The sequence below is a fragment of the Brevundimonas sp. Root608 genome (genome assembly GCF_001427825.1).
In the GTDB taxonomy this organism is placed as follows: Bacteria; Pseudomonadota; Alphaproteobacteria; order Caulobacterales; family Caulobacteraceae; genus Brevundimonas.
In genome coordinates this window covers 55506-74371 of the sequence record NZ_LMGT01000001.1, presented here as the reverse complement: position 1 = coordinate 74371, position 18866 = coordinate 55506, and the positions used below count along the sequence as shown (strand labels likewise).

General features: G+C 68.3%; 21 protein-coding genes. 8 read left to right on the top strand and 13 right to left on the bottom strand.

Going from position 1 to position 18866, the window contains the following annotated elements; all coding sequences use genetic code 11:
* Positions 1–59 precede the first annotated feature (59 nt).
* The 3 genes from ASD59_RS00390 (at position 60) to ASD59_RS00380 (ending at position 2942) form a co-directional block, all read left to right on the top strand.
* Positions 60–965 (top strand): DUF1206 domain-containing protein, encoded by a 906-nt coding sequence (locus tag ASD59_RS00390; protein WP_200943682.1) that lies wholly within the window; start codon positions 60–62, stop codon positions 963–965.
* Between the two features lie 72 nt (positions 966–1037).
* Complete coding sequence (locus ASD59_RS00385) at positions 1038–1565, top strand: lipocalin family protein (protein WP_055826626.1); 528 nt, start codon at positions 1038–1040, stop codon at positions 1563–1565.
* 24 nt (positions 1566–1589) lie between these two features.
* Positions 1590–2942, top strand: a complete 1353-nt coding sequence (locus ASD59_RS00380) for a PQQ-dependent sugar dehydrogenase (RefSeq protein WP_055826621.1) — start codon at positions 1590–1592, stop codon at positions 2940–2942.
* A gap of 56 nt (positions 2943–2998) precedes the next feature.
* Here ASD59_RS00380 and ASD59_RS00375 read toward each other — a convergent pair whose 3' ends face one another.
* Complete coding sequence (locus tag ASD59_RS00375; protein ID WP_156376865.1) at positions 2999–3634, bottom strand: hypothetical protein; 636 nt, start codon at positions 3632–3634, stop codon at positions 2999–3001.
* Between the two features lie 149 nt (positions 3635–3783).
* Positions 3784–4245 (bottom strand): hypothetical protein, encoded by a 462-nt coding sequence (locus ASD59_RS00370; protein WP_055826617.1) that lies wholly within the window; start codon positions 4243–4245, stop codon positions 3784–3786.
* Between the two features lie 262 nt (positions 4246–4507).
* On the opposite strand from ASD59_RS00370, the gene ASD59_RS00365 reads away from it, so the two are divergent.
* Both ASD59_RS00365 and motA read left to right on the top strand, forming a co-directional pair.
* Positions 4508–6307, top strand: a complete 1800-nt coding sequence (locus tag ASD59_RS00365; protein WP_055826614.1) for a long-chain-acyl-CoA synthetase — start codon at positions 4508–4510, stop codon at positions 6305–6307.
* Between the two features lie 78 nt (positions 6308–6385).
* Complete coding sequence (motA, locus tag ASD59_RS00360; protein ID WP_055829570.1) at positions 6386–7255, top strand: flagellar motor stator protein MotA; 870 nt, start codon at positions 6386–6388, stop codon at positions 7253–7255.
* A 13-nt stretch (positions 7256–7268) separates the two neighbouring features.
* Here motA and ASD59_RS00355 read toward each other — a convergent pair whose 3' ends face one another.
* The 9 genes from ASD59_RS00355 to ASD59_RS00315 all read right to left on the bottom strand — a co-directional run bounded on the left by ASD59_RS00355 (position 7269) and on the right by ASD59_RS00315 (position 13712).
* Complete coding sequence (locus tag ASD59_RS00355; protein WP_156376864.1) at positions 7269–7592, bottom strand: PilZ domain-containing protein; 324 nt, start codon at positions 7590–7592, stop codon at positions 7269–7271.
* Positions 7589–8374 (bottom strand): kinase, encoded by a 786-nt coding sequence (locus ASD59_RS00350; RefSeq protein WP_055826611.1) that lies wholly within the window; start codon positions 8372–8374, stop codon positions 7589–7591. Before ASD59_RS00350 ends, ASD59_RS00355 begins: the two co-directional genes overlap by 4 nt.
* Before the next feature lie 29 nt (positions 8375–8403).
* Positions 8404–8724 (bottom strand): 2Fe-2S iron-sulfur cluster-binding protein, encoded by a 321-nt coding sequence (locus ASD59_RS00345; RefSeq protein WP_055826608.1) that lies wholly within the window; start codon positions 8722–8724, stop codon positions 8404–8406.
* A gap of 41 nt (positions 8725–8765) precedes the next feature.
* Positions 8766–9566, bottom strand: coding sequence for a succinate dehydrogenase iron-sulfur subunit (locus ASD59_RS00340; RefSeq protein ID WP_055826604.1), 801 nt, complete (start codon positions 9564–9566; stop codon positions 8766–8768).
* A 2-nt stretch (positions 9567–9568) separates the two neighbouring features.
* Entirely contained in the window at positions 9569–11353 is a 1785-nt protein-coding gene (gene sdhA, locus ASD59_RS00335) for a succinate dehydrogenase flavoprotein subunit (RefSeq protein ID WP_055826601.1), read from the bottom strand.
* A 6-nt stretch (positions 11354–11359) separates the two neighbouring features.
* Positions 11360–11767, bottom strand: a complete 408-nt coding sequence (gene sdhD / locus ASD59_RS00330; protein WP_082559980.1) for a succinate dehydrogenase, hydrophobic membrane anchor protein — start codon at positions 11765–11767, stop codon at positions 11360–11362.
* On the bottom strand, positions 11764–12237 hold the full coding sequence (gene sdhC, locus ASD59_RS00325) for a succinate dehydrogenase, cytochrome b556 subunit (RefSeq protein ID WP_082559979.1): 474 nt from the start codon (positions 12235–12237) through the stop codon (positions 11764–11766). The genes sdhD and sdhC overlap by 4 nt, the downstream gene beginning before the upstream one ends.
* A gap of 118 nt (positions 12238–12355) precedes the next feature.
* Entirely contained in the window at positions 12356–12793 is a 438-nt protein-coding gene (locus ASD59_RS00320; RefSeq protein WP_055826598.1) for an HIT domain-containing protein, read from the bottom strand.
* 7 nt (positions 12794–12800) lie between these two features.
* A complete protein-coding gene (locus ASD59_RS00315; RefSeq protein WP_055826595.1) occupies positions 12801–13712 on the bottom strand; it encodes an SIMPL domain-containing protein in 912 nt (303 codons plus the stop codon).
* Positions 13713–13935: 223 nt separating this feature from the next.
* On the opposite strand from ASD59_RS00315, the gene ASD59_RS00310 reads away from it, so the two are divergent.
* Both ASD59_RS00310 and ASD59_RS00305 read left to right on the top strand, forming a co-directional pair.
* The gene (locus ASD59_RS00310; RefSeq protein ID WP_055826588.1) at positions 13936–14490 is read left to right on the top strand and encodes a peroxiredoxin; all 555 of its coding nucleotides are present in this window, start codon (positions 13936–13938) and stop codon (positions 14488–14490) included.
* Between the two features lie 97 nt (positions 14491–14587).
* Positions 14588–15121, top strand: coding sequence for a carboxymuconolactone decarboxylase family protein (locus ASD59_RS00305; protein ID WP_055826585.1), 534 nt, complete (start codon positions 14588–14590; stop codon positions 15119–15121).
* On the opposite strand, the gene ASD59_RS00300 is transcribed toward ASD59_RS00305, so the two are convergent.
* Complete coding sequence (locus tag ASD59_RS00300; RefSeq protein ID WP_055826582.1) at positions 15118–15654, bottom strand: hypothetical protein; 537 nt, start codon at positions 15652–15654, stop codon at positions 15118–15120. The genes ASD59_RS00305 and ASD59_RS00300 overlap by 4 nt on opposite strands.
* A 49-nt stretch (positions 15655–15703) precedes the next feature.
* Complete coding sequence (locus ASD59_RS00295; RefSeq protein WP_055826579.1) at positions 15704–16555, bottom strand: glutamate racemase; 852 nt, start codon at positions 16553–16555, stop codon at positions 15704–15706.
* Positions 16556–16678: 123 nt separating this feature from the next.
* On the opposite strand from ASD59_RS00295, the gene ASD59_RS00290 reads away from it, so the two are divergent.
* Positions 16679–18847, top strand: a complete 2169-nt coding sequence (locus ASD59_RS00290; protein WP_055826576.1) for a M3 family metallopeptidase — start codon at positions 16679–16681, stop codon at positions 18845–18847.
* The last annotated feature ends 19 nt before the right edge of the window (positions 18848–18866 follow it).

Here is an 18866-nt window from a genome sequence, read left to right as displayed (position 1 = left end):
CACCTCAAGACCGGCATGCTCGAGCGGAGCCATATTCGGCGCCGCGAGTTACCGTCGCCGTGCCCAGCCCCCTCGCCTCCCTTCGATCCCGTCTGGCCCGCGCGGGCGATTTCGGGCGCCGCAAGTCTCCGGTCCTGCGCCGCGTCCCGCCCCTGCAAGACCTGCTCGAACTGGCGGCGCGGATCGGCTACGGCGCGCGCGGCTTCGTCTATCTGTCCGTCGGCCTGCTGATCCTGCTGGCGGCGGCGGACCTGATCGGGGATGCGGTCGGAACCAAGGGCGCCATCGCCTGGATGGCGGAGCGGCCGTTCGGCCGTCTCTGGCTGCTGCTGGTGGGACTGGGCCTGTCGGCCTTCGTCATGTGGCGGATGCTGCAGGCCGTGTTCGACGCCGACCACGAAGGCACGGGCCGACACGGTCTGATGACCCGGATGAGCCAGGCCTTCAGCGGCCTGAGCTATGGCTTCCTGGCGTTCAACGCCTTTGCCATGCTGATCCACAAGCCGGACGATCCGGCCGCCGCCGACGAGGCCAGAAGCCAGGAACAGGCGGCCACGGTGCTGGCCCTGCCGTGGGGCAACTGGTTGCTGGCGGGTGCGGGTCTCGTCCTGCTGGGCATCGGAATAGCCAATGTCAGCCGGGCATGGCGCGAGGACTTCACCGAATACCTGGCCTGCTCGCCTAAGACGTGCCGCCGCGTCGCGCCGCTCGCCCGCGCCGGCGTCATCGCGCGCGGTCTGGCCTATGTTCCTCTTGCGATCCTCGTGATTCTGGCCGGGCTCCGGTCAAAGGCCTCGGACGTCACCACCTTCGGCTCCGCGCTGGATGCGGTCGAGCGCCAGCCCGGCGGTCCGTGGATTCTGGCCCTGGCCGCGCTGGGCTTCGTCGCCTTCGGGGCCTTTTCCTTCATCGAGGCGCGTTTCCGTCGCATCCGCCCGCCGAAGGATTTGAATCCCCTGACCTGAATGGCCGCGCCGGGCGTCCCCGCCGGAACCTGCGCCGTATCTGCCTTGCTGATCAACCGCAGGAGCCCCGTCATGCGTCTCGCCGCCCTCGCCGTGTCGCTGTCCCTTTCCGCCTGCGTCACCGCCCCGGCCCCGGACCAGGTGCGCGCCCCCCAACCGGCGAAGGCCGTAGACCTGGAACGGTTCTATTCCGGCCGCTGGCTGGAGATCGCACGCCTGCCGATGGGCCTGACCGACGGCTGCGTCGCGGGCGCGACCAACTATGTGCTGGTCAGTCCCTCGCGGGTCGATGTGCGCGACACCTGCCAGGTCGGTACGCCGCAAGGGCGGGAGAAGGCGATCGGCGCGCGCGGCGAAATTCTGGACCCCGGGACGAACGCCAGACTGCGCGTGCGGTATTTCGGCGGCTTGGTCACTTGGGACTACTGGGTGCTGGATCATGCGGACGACTACAGCTGGTTCATCTCGGCCGATCCGAGCTTCGACAAGCTGTGGATCTACACCCGTCGGGTCCCCGACGACGCCGAACGTCAACGGCTGGTCGCTCGCGCCGGGGCTTTGGGTTACGATGTCCGTCGTCTGGAATTCCCCGCCTTCTGACCCGTCTGATCAGGGAAGCCGCTCATGTCCCGCCTGCCCGTCCTCGCCGTCTCGGCCGCCGTCCTGACCCTCGCCGCCTGCGGAGGCAATGAGGCGCTGGATCCCTCGGCCGGCTTCGGCCCCGATCCCACCCTGCCCGCGCCGCACAGGGCGCTGTTCCCCACGGTGAACGTCGCCGACGCCGTCGGCTGGCCGACCGGCCGGACGCCGGTCGCCGCGCCCGGCTTCCGCGTCCAGCCCTTCGCCAGCGGCCTTGATCACCCCCGCTGGCTGTACCGTCTGCCGAACGGCGACATCCTCGTCGCCGAGTCCAACGCGCCGCCCAAGCCCGAGAACATCGACGCCCCGGCCGGCGGCGGCTTGCGCGCCTGGGTCCAGGGCCTGTTCATGAAGAAGGCCGGCGCCAAGGCGCCCAGCGCCAACCGGATCACCCTGCTGCGCGACGCGAACGGCGACGGAACGGCCGAAACCAGGACCGCCTTTCTCGAGAACCTGACCTCGCCGTTCGGCATGGCCCTGGTCGGCGACACCCTCTACGTCGCCAACGCCGACGCCGTGGTGGCCTTCCCCTACCAGGCGGGACAGACGCAGATCACCGCCGCGCCGCGCAGGATCCTCGATCTGCCGGCCCAGAGAAATCACCACTGGACCAAGAGCCTGGTCGCCAGCGCGGACGGATCGCGCCTGTATGTCGGCGTCGGCTCCAACTCCAATATCGGCGAGAACGGCCTGGACGAGGAAGAGGGCCGGGCCGCGATCTGGGAGATCGATCCCGTCGCCGGAACCGGCCGCATCTACGCCTCCGGCCTGCGCAATCCGGTCGGCCTGGCGTGGCAGCCGGACAGCGGCAAGCTGTGGGTCTCGGTCAATGAGCGCGACGAGCTCGGCAACGATCTGGTCCCCGACTACATGACCTCGGTCACGCCCGGCGCCTTCTATGGCTGGCCGTGGAGCTATTACGGGCAGATCGTCGACACCCGGGTCGAGCCGGCCAATCCCGCCATGGTGGCCCGCGCCCTGAAGCCGGATTATGCGCTGGGATCGCACACCGCCTCGCTGGGCCTGACGTTCGGCGAGGGGTCGCTGTTTCCGGCCCGGTATCGCGGCGGGGCCTTCGTCGGACAGCACGGATCGTGGAACCGCAAGCCCCGCAACGGCTATCGCGTGATCTTCGTGCCGTTCGCGAACGGCGCGCCCGCGGGACCGCCGCAGGACATCCTGACCGGCTTCCTCAACGACCAGGACCAGGCCATGGGCCGGCCCGTGGGCGTGCAGTTCGACCGTCTGGGCGCCCTGCTGGTGGCCGACGACGTCGGCAATGTGATCTGGCGGGTGTCGCCCGCCGGCGGCGCGCCGGTCGCCGCGGCCGCCCCCTGAACGAAGAAGGCCCCGGCGGTCTCCCGCCGGGGCCTTCGATCTCATCGTCGCCGGGATCAGCCGATGGGCTGGACCACGATCACCGGAGCCGGCGGCTGGGCCGGCGCAGGCGCGGGCGTGGCCGTCGCGGTCGGCGCGGGCGAGGTCGGCGCGGTATTCAGCGTGGACGTCGAGGACGCGGCCGTAGCGGGGGTCGCCGCACGGGCGACCGGGGCCACAGCGGCGCGCGGAGTCGCCGGCGTCGTCGTCCGCCGCGCCGGGGCCGAAGCGGCGGCCCGGCGAACCGGCGTCGCTTCACGCAGCACGGGAGCCGGGGCCGGGGCCCGAACCACCGGAGCCGGAGTCGAGGCGCTGGCGGCGGGACTCGCCGCCGGGACGAGCGGAGTCGCGGACACGACAGTAGCCGTCGCGGCGGGTTCGGCCAGCGGCGGGGCGGTCTCCTCGCCGTTCATCAGCATCATGGCGCCGAGGCCGCCCAGGACCAGCACGCCCACGGGCGCCAGGATCATCCAGGTCTGGACCTTTCCGCCCCCGCGGCGGGCAGCCTTGCCGCGACGGGCGTAGACGGGAACGAAGGGCTCTTCATTCGCGCCGTCGAGGCGTGGACTGCGCTCCATCAGGTCGCCGAACGGCTTCACTTCATTGCGTTCACCGTACGGTTTCAGCGGGTCGGCAGGGTAAGTCACGGACATGATCTGTTCCTCCAAATCGATAGGAAAGAAACAGTCCTGCGAGATCACGGTTCCGCGATTTAAGCCTGGCCGTGAAGAAACACCGTTGTCGCCACAGTTGGGGCGACAACGGTGCATGTTTACGTCGACGCTTTACTTGTCTGTTCGCGTCAGAAGTTTGTGAGTTCTGAAATCGACAGGACCGCGGGCTGGGGGTCGCCGCTCGAATAGGTCCCGACCCAGATTTCATACCGGCCGGCCAGCGACCCCAGCGTGATCAACGGATTGTTGTCCTCGCCCGTATCGTCGTCGCAATACCATTCGCCGTTGGGGCCGTTCACGACCAGGGTGGTGTCGGCCTTGGACAGGACCGAGATCTTCAGGTTCAACGAGCCCTTGCCGCCCCAGGTCAGGCGGAAGTCCGGGGCGCTGGTGATATAGCCCGAGCAGCCGCTGCCGGCGGCCGTGGCGCTGACGTTGCCGCCGGCGCGCAGGCTGACGAGATGCGGATCGGGCGTGAAGCCCGGCGCCAGGGTGATGTCCCCATAATTGGGGTTGGCGTTGTAGTCCTGGGCCGTGGCGGCGCCCGTGAAGACCAGGGCGCAAGCCGTGGCGGCGATCAGAAGTCGCATGGATATGGTCCCCCTCGGGGCCTTCCGCGACCCGACGCCGCCAACCCCCGTTCGCCGATTAAGCCCCCGCGCGCCGCGTTCTTCAAGCTGCCCCGTCCCGATTCCGCACGGTGACGCTGCGTCACCGCCGCTTCGGCGCCACGTCTTCCCGCAAAGCGGCGCCCGACCCCCCTCTATGGGCGGTCAGATTCCCCTGCCGGTTGACCGCGGCGAGCGGCTTGTTCATCACCAGATGGGCGACTGACGAGGAGTGGACACGGCGATGGGTCTGGTGGCGAGCATCAAGCGCAACATGCGTTTCGCCAGGGGACTGCGACGCCTGCTGAACCGCATCAAGCCCATCACCCTGGATAGCGCCGACCTGGTCTGCGACGACTGGGAAGAGGCCGTCGACAAATTCCCCGAACATGCCGCGATCGAGGACGACCGCCGCACCCTGACCTATCGCGAGCTGGACGCCATGGCGAACCGGTTCGGCCACTGGGCCCAGAGCCGACGGCTCAAGCGCGGCGACACCATCGCGCTGGTGATGCTGAACCGGGCCGAATACATCGCCGCCTGGCTGGGTTTCGCCAAGGTCGGCGTGGCCACCGCCCTGATCAACACCAATCTGACCGGCCATGCCCTGGCCCACTGCCTGGCGATCTCCAACGCGTCCCAGGTCGTCACCGACGAGGACTGCTGGAAGCGGGTCGAGGACGCGCGCGGTCTGTCGGGCCGCAACCTGATGCTCTGGGTGCTGGGCCTGAAGGACGAGGACGAGGCCGACGAACGGCGCGGTCTCGACAAGCCGGTGCGCAGCGGCTCGTCGGTGCGGCCGGCGCGCTCCGCCCGATCCGGCCTGACCAACCGCGACACGGCGATGTTCATCTACACCTCGGGCACCACCGGCATGCCCAAGGCGGCCCGGATCACCCACGCCCGCGCCCGCACCTATATGCGCGCCTTCGCCGGGGCGACCGCCGCGACCGACAAGGATGTCACCTTCAACGTCCTGCCGCTGTACCACTCGACCGGCGGCTTGGTCGGGGTCGGCCCCGCCCTGCTGAACGGCGGTCGGCTGGTGCTGCGCAAGCGGTTCTCGGCCACGACCTTCTGGCCGGACGTCAAGGCCTCCGGCGCGACCCTGTTCGTCTATATCGGCGAGCTGTGCCGCTATCTGGTCAACTGTCCGGAGAACCCCGACGAGCGGTCGCACAAGCTGCGGCTGGCCTTCGGCAACGGCCTGAGGCCCGACGTCTGGAACGATTTCCAGAAGCGGTTCGCCATTCCGGACATCCTGGAATTCTACGGCTCGACCGAGGGCAATGTCTCGGTGTTCAATTTCGACGGCAAGCCGGGCGCCATTGGCCGGGTGCCGGGCTTCCTCAAGAAGCAGATCAATTTCCGCCTCGTCCGCTTCGACATGGAGACCGAGGAGCCGTTTCGCGGTCCGGACGGCCTGTGCCAGCTGGCCAGGGCGGGCGAGGTCGGCGAGGCCCTGGGCATGATCGGCGACGACATCCGTCACGCCTTCTCGGGCTATGCCGACAAGGCGGCCTCCGAAAAGAAGATCCTGCGCGACGTCTTCGTGCGCGGCGACCGCTGGTTCCGCACCGGCGACCTGATGAAACAGGACAGCGAAGGCTACGTCTATTTCATCGACCGCATCGGCGACACCTACCGCTGGAAGGGCGAGAACGTCTCGACCGCCGAGGTCGAGCAGCGGCTGGCCGACGCGCCCGGCGTCAAGGAAGTCATCGCCTACGGAGTCCCGATCCCCGGACAGGACGGCAAGGCCGGGATGGTCGCTCTGGTAATCGACGGCAAATTCTCCGCGCAGGACTTCGCAGCCTGGGTCGACCAGGAGCTGCCGGCTTACGCGCGGCCGGTCTTTGTGCGGCTGATCAAGTCGGCGGACACAACGGGCACCTTCAAATACAAGAAGACCGATCTGGTGGCCGATGGTTTCGACCCCGACAAGGTCGACGGCGCCCTGTATGTGCGCGGCGGCAAGAACGGCTACGCGAAACTCAGCGAAGCGGCGCGCGCGGCGATCCTGAACGGCGAGACGCGACTTTAGGGTTAGCGGTCTGCAACCGCCTCTTAATCATTAACGGCGATGGTCGGCGTCTCTCGCGCGCAGGACGAATCGCCCTCCATGTTCCAGATTATCGGCATCGTGCTGTTGTTCGGCCTCGTGTTCGGCAGCTACATCATCTCGGGCGGCAAGTTCGCGGTGATCCTGCACGCCCTGCCGCATGAGATGATGGCCATCGGCGGCGCCGGCCTGGCCGCCTTCCTGATCTCGAACAGCACCACGACGATGAAGGCCACCATGGGCGGCCTCGGCAAGGCCTTCGCGGGCCCGAAGTGGAAGAAGCAGGACTACAAGGACCTGTTGTCGCTGCTGTTCCAGCTGACCAAGACGATGAAGTCGAAGGGCGTCATCGCCCTCGAAAGCCACATCGAGAAGCCGGCCGAGAGCACTATCTTCCAGAAATATCCCAAGGTGCTGAAGGACCATTTCGCCACGGACTTCATCTGCGACACCCTGCGCATGATGACCATGAACCTCGAGGATCCCCACCAGATCGAGGACGCCATGGACAAGCAGCTGGAGAAACATCACCACGAGGCGCTCAACGCGCCCCACGCCCTGACCGCCCTCGCCGACGCCCTGCCCGCCCTGGGCATCGTCGCCGCCGTGCTGGGCGTGATCAAGACCATGGGATCGATCACGGAGCCGCCGGAAATTCTCGGCGGCATGATCGGCGGGGCCCTGGTCGGCACCTTCCTCGGCGTCTTCCTGGCCTATGGCCTCGTCGGCCCCATCGCCTCGCGGCTGAAGGCGATCATCGACGAGGAATCGGCCTTCTATAAGATCATCCAGTCGGTGCTGGTCGCCCACCTGCACGGCAATGCGGCCCAGATCTCGGTCGAGATCGGTCGCGGCGACATCCCGTCCTCGGCCCAGCCGTCCTTCCTGGAAATGGAAGAATCCCTCTCGGGAGCGCCCGCGGTCACCTGACCCGGGATTCGTCCTACCCCCCGGCCCGTCGGAAGGCGTCGCGCGCGGCGGCGAAGCGCGAGGGCACCAGCCCCCGCAGCGACATCTGGCCGGACTGTTTCAGACCCGCCTCCACACCCTTGCTCCAGACCACCGCGGCTTCGACGGCCACGCCCCGTGCTAGGTCGACGACGATGATCACCGGCGGCAGGGCGAAGCTGCGGTCCAGACGGATGCGCAGGCCCGAGGCCGACTGGTCCTCGATCACGCAGGGCAGTTCGAGCCCCGGCGCGACGACCAGCCCCCGCTTCCTGGCGGCGTCTCGCGCTTCGCGGCGGCGATCCGATGGCAGGGTCATGAGGGTATAAAGCCAGGCCGGCGGTCGTGATCAAGGGCGACCACGACATCGGCCCGGACGCCGCCGTCCAGCATGCGCCGCGTGACGCGTTCGAAATACTGGATGAAGTCCGCCAGACGGCGGCGCTCCTCGTCGGGAAGGTCGGCGGGGAAGACTTTCAGCAGGTCGGCTTCCTGCTGGCAGCGCCAGTCCAGCACGACATCGAATCCCGGCGCCTTCAAAAACACGATGGCGTCGAACCGGGCTGCGAGTTCGGCATAGGAACCGGCCACGAAGCCGTTGACGGCCCGGCGCCATGCGCCGTCCGGGTCGCGGTCGCGCTCCAGCGCGTTGATCGGGGCGGCGATGTCGGCCTCGTCCTCCGGCAGCGCGCCCAGGCACCACGCATCGATCAGGATCGCACGGGGCCTTCCGATGAAGATTCGCCAGTCCCGGATGGGCCGGCGGTCGTCCTCGCGCTTGTCGAAGTCGGGGATCAGAACCTTGTCGTCGGGCCGGGCCGTGCTCAGGGCCTTGATCAGGCGGTCCAGCAACCGAAGATCGTGCGTTCCCGGCGGCCCGCGCGTCAGGAACAGCGGGTGCACCTCCTCCGCCATCGCCTCACGCCGCGCGCGCGTCAGATAGACGTCGTCGATCGAGATCTGCACTCCGCCGAAGGTTTCAGCGGCGGCGCGGGCCAGGGTCGTCTTGCCCGACCCCTGCGCCCCGACCACGGCGATCAGGGGAGGTCCGACGGCGTTTCGGGATCCGGTCGCGATCAGACGGCCGATCAGGTCGACCATCCGGGGATCAGCCTGACCCACGCCGGGGCTCAGTGCTGGTTTTCGGGCAGGCGGACGATCAGGCCGTCGAGATCGTCCGAAACCCGGATCTGGCAGGACAGGCGGCTGTTCGGCTGGACGTTCTCGGCGAAGTCCAGCATCGACTCCTCCATGGCCGAGGCGCGCCCGGTCTCGGCGGCGAAGGCCTCGTCGACATAGACGTGGCAGGTGGCGCAGGCGCAGGCCCCGCCGCAGTCGGCGTCGATGCCGGGGACGTTGTTGCGGATCGCCCCCTCCATGACGGACAGGCCGGTCTTGACCTCCACGACATGCTCGCGGCCGTCGTGCTCGATGTAGGTGATCTTAGCCATCAGGCCTCAAGTAGCGACAGCGACAGGGCAAGCAAGGCCCATCAGGCCGCTTCCGTCGTCTTGCGGCTCGGCGACACCATCAGTTGCTTGGTCTTGGCGATGGCCTCGGCCGGGTTCAGCCCCTTGGGACAGACCTGGGCGCAGTTCATGATGGTGTGGCAGCGGTAGAGCTTGAACGGGTCCTCGAGGTCGTCGAGCCGCTTGTCCGTCGCGTCGTCGCGGCTGTCGGCGATCCAGCGGTAGGACTGCAGCAGGGCCGCCGGTCCCAGATACTCCGTCTGGTTCCACCAGTAGCTGGGGCAGGAGGTCGAGCAGCAGGCGCACAGGATGCATTCGTACAGGCCGTCCAGCTTGGCCCGGTCCTCGGGCAGCTGGATGCGCTCGGTCTCCGGGTCCGGCTCGTCCGACTGCAGATACGGCTGGATCGAGTCGTACTGGGCGTAGAACAGGGTCAGGTCGGTGACCAGATCCTTGACCACCGGCTGGTGCGGCAGGGGGGCGATCGAGATGGTCGAGGAGGAGCACTCCTCCCAGCCCTTGGTGCAGGCCAGGGTGTTGCGCCCGTCGATGTTCATCGAGCAGGAGCCGCAGATGCCCTCGCGGCACGAGCGCCGGAAGGTCAGGGTCGGGTCGATCTCGTTCTTGATGTGGATCAGGGCGTCCAGCAGCATCGGGCCGTGATCGTCGGCCGAGATCTCGAACGTGTCCCAGCGCGGGTCGGCGTCGACCTCGGGGTCGTAGCGATAGACCTTGTAGGTCTTGACGTTCTGCGCGCCGGCCGGGGCCTTGTGGACCTTGCCGCGCGTGGGCTTGGAGCCCTTGGGGAGGGTGAGTTGAACCATCTCTAGTAAACCCGCGCCTTCGGCTCGATGTAGGCGATGTCGTCGGACATCGTGTAATTGTGCACCGGGCGGTAGTCGATCTTCACCGTCTCGCCCGGGACCTTCCAGGCGAGGGTGTGCTTCATCCACTCGGCGTCGTTGCGGTCCGGATAGTCTTCGCGGGCGTGGGCGCCGCGGCTCTCGGTGCGGTTCAGGGCGCCCTCGATGGTGACCAGGGCCTGGTCGACGAGGTTGTCGTACTCCATCGTCTCGACCAGGTCGGTGTTCCAGATCAGGCCGCGGTCGGTGGTCTTGATGTCGTCGCCGGCGGCGTGGATGGCGCGCAGCTTGGCGACCCCCTCCTCCAGCGTCTTGCCGGTGCGGAAGACGGCGGCGTCGGACTGCATGGCGCGCTGCATGTCGATGCGCAGCTTCGACGTCGGGGTCGAGCCGTTGGCATGACGGAAGCGGTCGAGGCGCGCGATGTGGCCGTCCGTGACCGAGGCCGGGGCGTCCGGCACCTTCGACGCCTTGTCCACCACCTCGCCGCAGCGCAGGCCGGCGGCGCGGCCGAAGACGACCAGGTCGGTCAGGCTGTTGGAGCCGAGGCGGTTTGCCCCGTGCACCGAGACGCAGGCCGCCTCGCCCACCGCCATCAGGCCGGGCACGACGCTGTCGGCGTTATCGCCGACCTTGGTCAGGACCTCGCCGTGATAGTTCGTGGGGATGCCGCCCATGTTGTAGTGGACCGTCGGCAGGACGGGGATCGGCTGTTTCGTCACGTCGACGCCGGCGAAGATCTTGGCGCTCTCGGAAATGCCCGGCAGCCGCTCGTGCAGCACGGCCGGGTCGAGGTGGTCGAGGTGCAGGTGGATGTGGTCCTTGTTCGGGCCCACGCCGCGGCCTTCGCGGATCTCGATGGTCATGGAGCGGCTGACCATGTCGCGCGGGGCCAGGTCCTTCACGGTCGGCGCATAGCGCTCCATGAAACGCTCGCCCTCGGAATTGGTCAGGTAGCCGCCCTCGCCGCGCGCGCCCTCGGTGATCAGGCAGCCGGCGCCGTAGATGCCGGTCGGGTGGAACTGGACGAACTCCATGTCCTGCAGCGGCAGGCCGGCGCGCAGCACCATGGCGTTGCCGTCGCCGGTGCAGGTGTGGGCCGAGGTGGCCGAGAAATAGGCGCGGCCGTAGCCGCCGGTGGCGAGGATCACCAGCTTGGCGCGGAAGCGGTGCATCGTGCCGTCGTCGAGCTTCAGCGCCGTGACGCCGGTGCAGGCGCCGTCCTGCATGATCAGGTCGAGGGCGAAATATTCGACGAAGAACTCGACCTCGCGGCGGACCGACTGGCCGTACAGGGTGTGCAGGATGGCGTGGCCGGTGCGGTCGGCGGCGGCGCAGGTACGCTGCACCGGGCCCTCGCCGAAGTTGCGGGTCATGCCGCCGAAGGCGCGCTGGTAGATCTTGCCTTCGTCGGTGCGCGAGAAGGGCACGCCCCAGTGCTCGAGCTCGTAGACGGCCTTGGGCGCGTTGCGGACCAGGTATTCGATGGCGTCCTGGTCGCCCAGCCAGTCCGACCCCTTGACGGTGTCGTACATGTGCCACTGCCACGAATCCTCGCCCATGTTGCCGAGCGAGGCGGAGATGCCGCCCTGGGCCGCGACGGTGTGGGAGCGGGTCGGGAAGACCTTGGTGACGCAGGCGACCTTCAGTCCCTGCTGGGCGGCGCCGAGGGCGGCGCGGAGGCCCGAGCCGCCCGCGCCGACGACGACGACGTCATAGGCATGGTCGACGAATTCATAAGCAGCCATCAGCCGTCAGATCCCGAAACCGGCGGGCAGGGGCGCGGAGCCCAGGGCCAGCCGTACGATAAAGAAGACGCCCGCCGCCGCGATCACGAGGCAGAGCAGGCCGATCAGGCCCAGCAGCGCGCCGCGCGAGCCGGGCTTGTGGATGTAGTCGTCGACGATGACCTTCAGGCCCATGTTCATGTGCCAGAGGCTGACCAGCAGGGTCACGGCCAGCAGCACGGCGTTGACCGGCGAGGCGAACCAGTCGCGCGCGCCGTCATAGCCGCCGCCCGACAGGGTGAAGCCGCTCCACAGACCCCATAGGGTCAGGGGAACCAGGATCAGGGACGACAGCCGTTCGGCGGTCCATTCGCCGGCGCCGTGGCGCTCGGAGACCTTGACGCCCTTCACGAAGGCCTTGGTTTCGCGGCTCACAGCGAGACCCTCCCGGAGGCGAACAGGAAGACCCAGAAGGCGACCGCTCCAACGACGCCGACGATGATCGAGGCCCAGGACAGGGCGTCGGCCGATTTCGGCGACAGGCCGATGACGGCGTCCCAGATCAGGTGACGGACGCCGCCCGTCAGATGCAGGAACAGGGCCAGGGTCAGACCGAACCAGACCAGCAGGCCCAGCGGCGATCCCATCCAGCCGGTGAAAGTCGCATAGGCGTCGGGGCCGAAGGCGAGGGCCATCAGCCACAGGGCGATCAGCACCGACCCGACCGACAGGGCGCCGCCCGTCATCCGGTTGAGGATCGAGGCGAACATGGTCACGTGCCAGCGCCAGATCTGGAGATGGGGCGACAGGGGGCGGACGCGGCCGTTGGGCTGGACCACGAAACGGCCGGTCTGGTCGTCCGTCGGGTCGTTGGAGGCGTCGCCCGGCAGGGGAGAGGTCGACATATTGCGAATGGTTCTCAGAAACCTGAGCGAATTCAGCCGCTCGAAATCGGTGCTCTGGCTTTAAGCAGCGAGGCGGCGGGGGTCAACGAAGCGTGAGTGCAAGGATTGACGCAGCGCGTCATTTCACGGGCGGGCGGGCCCGCAGACGAATGCGGGACACCGCCGCTTGCAGCCCGTTGGCGCCGTATGGCCGGGCCGCACCCCGACCCCAGACGGGGTCGGGCCACAGACCGTCGTCGGAGCGGCGGCCGACGACGTGAACATGCAGTTGCGTCGTGACGTTGCCGAGGGCGGCCACATTGAGCTTCTCCACCGGCTGACCGGCCGCCTCGCCCAGCAACCGCGCCAGATCGCCGGCCCGGACGATCTCGTCCATCAGCTCGGCGCGTTCGGTCGCCGTCAGGTCCTCCAGCTCATGCAGACCGGTGCGGCGCGGGATCAGGATCAGCCAGGGAAAGCGGGCGTCGTCCTGCAGCCGCACCTCGCACAGCGGCCAGTCGCAGACCACGACGGAGCCGGCATTGAACGCAGGATCGGCTTTGAAGGCGTCGGCCATGATCCGGTCAGTTCAGCCCGTAGACGACGCAGGCCCGGTCGGTCAGTTCGCGCAGCGGCGGCTGCAGCGCGAGCCGGGCCGCCTCGATCTGGGCTTCAGACGGCGCTGATCCCGGCGGCGGAGGCGGTGGCGGGGGCGGCGCGGGCGGCGCAAAGCCGCGCTCGATGCGCGAGCCGGTGACGGCGACTTCGTCTACATTGGTGGCCAGGCCCGAACCCGAAGAATAGGACGGCCAGCCCGCCAGCACGTCGGTCTCGCAGGCCCGGCCGGTGGGGTCGATCACCCGCACGCCGCCGAGGGCGGCGCCGGCGTTCGCGGCGGCGTCCCGCGCCCGCCGCGCGGCATCCTTGACCGCCTCGCCCTGCAGCCAGGTCTTGGTGGCGTTTTCCGGCTCGAGGTTGAAGGAGACGGCGCTCGCCGAGGTCGGCTGGGCGGCGATCACGGTCGCATAGACCCGCTCCAGCACCGAGACGTCCCGGATGGTGACGGTGACATTGGCGTTGGCCTGGTAGCGTTCGATCTGATCCGCCCGGGCGTTGTCTCGCAGCACCCCGTTCTCGTCCCGATACTGGTCGTACAGGGGCCGCGTCGTCAGGCTGGTCTCGACCCGGATCTTGTCCACGCCATAGGCGGCCAAGGCCTGGCTGAGCGCGCGGACCTGATCGGCGGCCTTGCGCGAGGCGTCGGCGGCGGAGCGGTCGATCGACAGGAAGGCGGCGCCAAAGCTTGCCCGATTGGCGGCGATCTCGGTGCGGACATGGCCCACCGAGGCGATGACGGGATCCCGCATCCACCAGGGCGCGGGCACATAGCGCTCGCCGATCGTCGCCGGCGGCGTCTGGGCCGACGCGAGGCCCGGCGCGGCGGTTGCGGGAAGAGCAGCGGCGGCGATCAACAGGGCGGCGGTCAGGCGACGCATGCGTGTCTCTTCCTCTGATGTGCCGGCCGACCTTGCCGGTCAGGACCGCCTTCGTAAAGCGGCGATGGCGGCGCCCAAGCCTATGCTCTGTATAGGCAAAATCTATGGATCAATATCAGGTCCACTCATTGACTTTGTGCACCGCACAAGCCATTTCGCGGTTGCAGCGCCGCTCCCCCGGCGCTCCGGATTCCTTCCATCAAGCGACTTCAGGAGAACAGCCATGCTGGGCGTTGGTCAGACACTGCCGGACTTCAAGATCATCGGCGTCAAGCCGGGCTTCAACAGCCACGAGGAAAACGGCGTCTCGGCCTTCGAGGCCGTCACCCAGGACAGCTTCGAGGGCAAGTGGAAGGTGATCTTCTTCTATCCGAAGGACTTCACCTTCGTGTGCCCGACCGAGATCGCCGAGTTCGCCTCGCTGGCGCGTGACTTCGACGACCGCGACACCGTGGTTCTGGGCGGCTCGACCGACAACGAATTCGTCAAACTGGCCTGGCGCCGCGACCACGCCGACCTGTCGAAGCTGCCGATCTGGCAGTTCGCCGACAACGGCGGCAAATTCGCCCGCGACCTGGGCGTCCTGGACGAGGCCGAGGGCGTCGCCCTGCGCGCCACCTTCGTGGTCGACCCGCACAACGTCGTGCAGCACGTCTACGTCACCAACCTGAACGTGGGCCGCGCCCCGGCCGACACCCTGCGGGTCGTCGACGCCCTGCAGACCGATGAGCTGTGCGCCTGCAACCGCCCGGTGGGCGGCGAGACGCTCGCTGCGTAGGTTCCAGGGGCTAGGGGCCAGGGAAACCGAGCCTCTAGCCCCTGCTGCCTTGCCTCTACCGAGAACCTGGCCCCTAGAATCTAGCCCCCAGAGTCCCATGTCCCTCGACGCCCTCCGCGACCTCATCCCGGCCTACGCCAAGGACATATCCCTGAACCTCGGCTCCCTGGCCTCCGAGACGGTGCTCAACGACCAGCAGAAATGGGGCTGTTTCCTCGCCTCGGCCCATGCGGTCGGCGTCGCTCCGGTGGTCCGGGCGATCGAGGCCCAGGCGGCGACCATCCTGTCGCCGGAGGCGATGAACGCGGCCAAGGCGGCCGCCGCCATCATGGGCATGAACAACGTCTACTACCGTTCGCTGCACCTGATGAAGAACCACGAATACACAACCATCCCCGCCCGGCTGCGAATGAACGTCCTCGCCAATCCGGGCGTCGACAAGATGGATTTCGAACTGTGGTCGACGGCGGTCTCGGCTATCAATGGCTGCGGCTCCTGTCTCGACGCCCATGAGGGCGCGCTGCGCAAGCACGGCGTGCCGGCGACCCAGGTGCAGGCGGCGCTGCGCATCGGCGCGGTGGTCCACGCCGCCAGCCGGATCGCGGCCTCGGAAGCGGCTCTGGCCGCCTAGGAGCCGGACGCCGCCGGCGCTTCGCCATATTCCAGATAGTGAAGCCAGCGCTGGTAGCCGGCGGCCATCACCGCGTCGACGCCGTCGGCCATCGCCCCGATGCCCGGCCCTTCCACGACCATGGTCCAGGTCGGGGTCCAGCCGCGGTCGGCGCCCGGCCAGGTGACCGTGAGTTCGGCTTTCGTCGTCTTGCCGCGCAGGGGGCCGAAGGGGGCGTTGAAGACGAACCGGTCAGGCTCGGCCGAGACGGTGCGTCCATGATCGAAGTCGGTCCCGTCGGCCAGCTTTTCGCACCAGCATCCGCCGGGCGTGAGGTCGAGGCTGAGGTTGGCGGCCGAGCCGCTGTAGGTGTGGGCGGAGTCCCACCATTTCGGCAGGTCCTGAAGCGCGGGCGCGATATCACCGGGCGCGATCTCCGCGCCGACGGCGTAGCGCAGGGTGAAACTGTCGGCGGTGCGCGCCACGACCTCGGCGGCGGCCGGCGCGGCGGACAGGGCCGCGATGGCGGCGGCCATGATCAGGGGTTTGAGCATCGGAAATCCTCCCGCCGCCAACGGGCGACGATCGGCGGCTTTCGTCAAGTCAGGCGGGGGTGAAGGTCAGGGGCGCGCCCCAGAACTGGCCGACCAGGTCCGACTGCGGACCGGCCTTGCCGCTGGTGAGGAAGTCCCGCCGGCCCGAGCCGCCCAGGTCGTATTCCGGATGGCGGTCGAAATAGCGCGCCAGGGCGTCGGCCACGGCGGTCGGCTGGTGGATCAACGGCGTGCCGGGCGGAAGCGCCGCGGCGAACAGGTCGGCGACGATCTCATAGTGGGTGCAGCCCAGGATGGCCTGGTCGGGATGGCGGCCGATGCGGCGGCGCAGGGCGTCCACGTGGTCCTCGACCACCACCTTCAGCTCTTCGGCCGGGGCGCCCAGTTCGATCAGGCCGGCCAGGCCGGGGCAGGGCTCGGAGAAGACGGCCAGATCCTCTCTCCGCTTGTCGATCTCGATCTCATAGACCCGGCTCATGGCCGTGGCGGCGGTGCAGAAGACCCCGGTGATGTCGATGGCCTCGATCTTCTCCCCGCGCCGTTCGGCCTCATAGGTCCAGGGCAGGCCCGTGGCCGCCTCGATGGTCGGGACGATGATGCCGAGCACATTGATTGCGCGACCGTGACGCGCGCGCGCCTCGGGCACCCAGCTCTGCTGCAGCCGGCGCAGGGCGATGGCGCTGGCGGTGTTGCAGGCGAGGACGATGATATTGGCCCCCGCCTCGAACAACCGTTCGCAGCCCGCGCGGGTCAGCTCGACGATCTCCTCGCCGCCGCGCCCGCCATAGGGGGCGTTGGCCTGGTCGGCCAGATAGACGAAATCCCGGTCGGGGAACCGCCGCGTCAGTTCGCGGTGGACCGTCAGGCCGCCCACGCCGGAGTCGAATACGCCAATCGCCATGGCGCGGGCTTTAGACTTGCCGCCCGCCCCCGTCCACCGAGTAAGATTACGGCCCGTTCATGTGACAGTCAGCGGCGCGAGCGCCTAGGGTCATGGCAACGAACGCCACGCACGGAGTTTCTCATGCACAGACGTCACCTTCTCATCGCCGGGGGCAGCATGCTCGCCCTCTCGGCCTGCGCCTCGAACGGAATGCCCATGGGCGGAGCAAACCCGACCGCGACCCTCGCCGCTGACGCCGCCGTCGCGCGCGCCGTCCTGCCGGTCCAGACCCCGCGCGCAGAACTGCTGCAGCCATGGACCGGACCGTTCGGTGGCGTGCCGCCGTGGGACCGGGTGACGGCGCCCAAGCTGCGCGCCGCCCTGCTGGAAGGCATCGACCTGCAGCGCGCCGAGATCGAGGCGATCGCCAATAATCCCGAGCCCGCGACCTTCGCCAACACCATGGTCGCCATGCAGATGGCCGGCGAGCCGCTGGACCGGGCCGGTTCGATCTATGGCGTTATGACCTCGAATATCGGGTCCGACGACTACAACGCGGTCGACACCGAGGTGTCGCCCCTGCTTTCGGCCGCCGGCGACGAGATCACCTTCAACGAAAAGCTGTTCGCCCGCATCAAGACCGTGGCCGACAACGCCCGCGCCATGGGCCTGACCGCCGAGCAGACGCGCATCGCCGAACGCAGCCGCGACGCCTTCGTGCGCAACGGCGCCGCCCTGAACGCCGCCGGCAAGGCGGAGCTGGGCCGGATCAACACCGCCCTGGCGAACGCCTTCACCGCCTTCAGCCAGAAGGTCGTGGCCGACGAGAACACCTGGACTGTCATCCCGACCGAGGCCGGGGTCGCCGGCCTGCCCGCCTCGAACAAGGCCGCCGCGGCCGCCGCGGCGCGCAGCCGGAATGTCCAGGGCTGGGCCATCGTCAACACCCGCTCCAGCGTCGATCCCTTCCTCAGCTTCGCCGATGACCGTGGCCTGCGCGAAGTGGTCTGGCGCAAATTCGTCAATCGCGGCGACAACGGCGGCGCCAACGACACCAATGCGATCATCGCCGAGATCGTGAAGCTGCGTCAGGATCGCGCCCGTCTGCTGGGCTTCGGCAATCACGCCGAATGGCGGATGCAGGACACGATGGCGAAGACGCCGCGCGCGGCCATGGATCTGATGAATCGCGTCTGGGCCCCGGCCAAGGCGCGGGTGGCCGAGGAGGTCGCCGACATGCGCGCCATCGCCGGCCACGACATCGAGCCGTGGGACTACCTCTACTATGCGGAGAAGGTCCGGAAGCAGAAGTACGACCTCGACCAGAACGAGCTGAAACCCTATTTCGAGCTCAACAACGTCCGCGCCGGCTCGTTCGAGATGGCGCGCCGCCTGTACGGCTTCACCTTCGACAAACTGCCCGCGGGCGCCGTGCCGGTCTTCCATCCGGACGTGACCGTCTATGAGGTCAAGGACGCCGGCCGGCCCATCGGCCTGTATTACGCCGACGACTATTCCCGCGCCGGCAAGCGCTCGGGGGCCTGGATGACGACCTACCGGTCGCATTCGACCTATGACGGGGACAAGAACACCCTCGGCTCGAACAACAACAACTTCACCAAGGCCGAGGGGGGCGAGCCGATCCTGATCTCGCTGGACGACGCCGAGACCCTGTTCCACGAATTCGGCCATACCCTGCACGCCTATGCGTCGAAGGTGACCTATCCGGCCCTCGGCGGCACGCCGCGCGACTACGTCGAATATCCGTCGCAGGTGCATGAGCACTGGGTGCTGAGCCGGCCGATCCTCGACGGCTTCATGAAACACTACCAGACCGGCGAACCCATGCCGCAGGCGCTGGTCGACAAGGTCCAGGCGGCCCAGACCTTCAACCAGGGCTACGCCACGGTCAGCTATCTGTCCTCGGCCCTCGTCGACATGGACCTGCACACGCAGACTACCCCGCCCACCGACATCGACGCCTTCGAGCGCGAGAGCCTGGCCCGCTACGGCATGCCGAAGGAGATCGTGATGCGGCACCGCCTGCCGCAGTTCAATCACCTGTTCACGTCGGACGCCTATTCCGCCGGGTATTATTCCTACCTCTGGTCCGAGGTCATGGACGCCGACACCTGGGCCTATTTCGAGGAGTCGGGCGACGTCTTCAACCCGGACATCGCGTCCCGCTACAAGGCCATCATCCTGGCCGAGGGCAACACCACCGACCGCGCCGAGGCCTATCGCCGCTTCCGCGGCCGCGACCCGGACGTGACGGCGCTGCTCAAGGTGCGGGGCTTCCCGGTCTCCTAGGGAGCCCTATCGCCCTTCG